Source organism: Cupriavidus sp. SIMBA_020, from assembly GCF_046535395.1.
GTDB lineage: Bacteria > Pseudomonadota > Gammaproteobacteria > Burkholderiales > Burkholderiaceae > Cupriavidus > Cupriavidus campinensis.
The window spans coordinates 1-278 of the sequence record NZ_JAWRWU010000438.1 but is presented as its reverse complement, the minus strand read 5'-3'; the positions used below and the strand labels follow the sequence as shown (position 1 = coordinate 278).

At 68.3% G+C, this 278-nt stretch carries 1 pseudogene; it reads right to left on the bottom strand.

Features of this window, described 5'->3' with window-relative positions:
* Positions 1–278: pseudogene (locus tag SB751_RS29945) on the bottom strand (methyl-accepting chemotaxis protein); the annotation flags it as partial.

Genomic DNA, 278 nt, shown 5'->3' with positions numbered 1-278 from the left:
CTGCGAGGCGCGTCAGGTCGCCGCCGCCGGTGGCTTCCAGCGTCTTGACGATGCTGCGCATGGGATTGACGATGGCGCGCATCAACAGGATGCCGCAGATCACCGCGGCGATGACCGCCAGCCCCAGCGACGCCAGCATGCCGACCTCGGCCTTGTCCACCGCCCGCTGGATGCCGATGGCGGATTCATCGGCCTGCTGCTTGTTGGCCGCCACCATGTTGGCCAGCACGTCGCGCCCCAGGTAGAACGCCGGACGCAGGTCGGCCTTGATCTTGGCC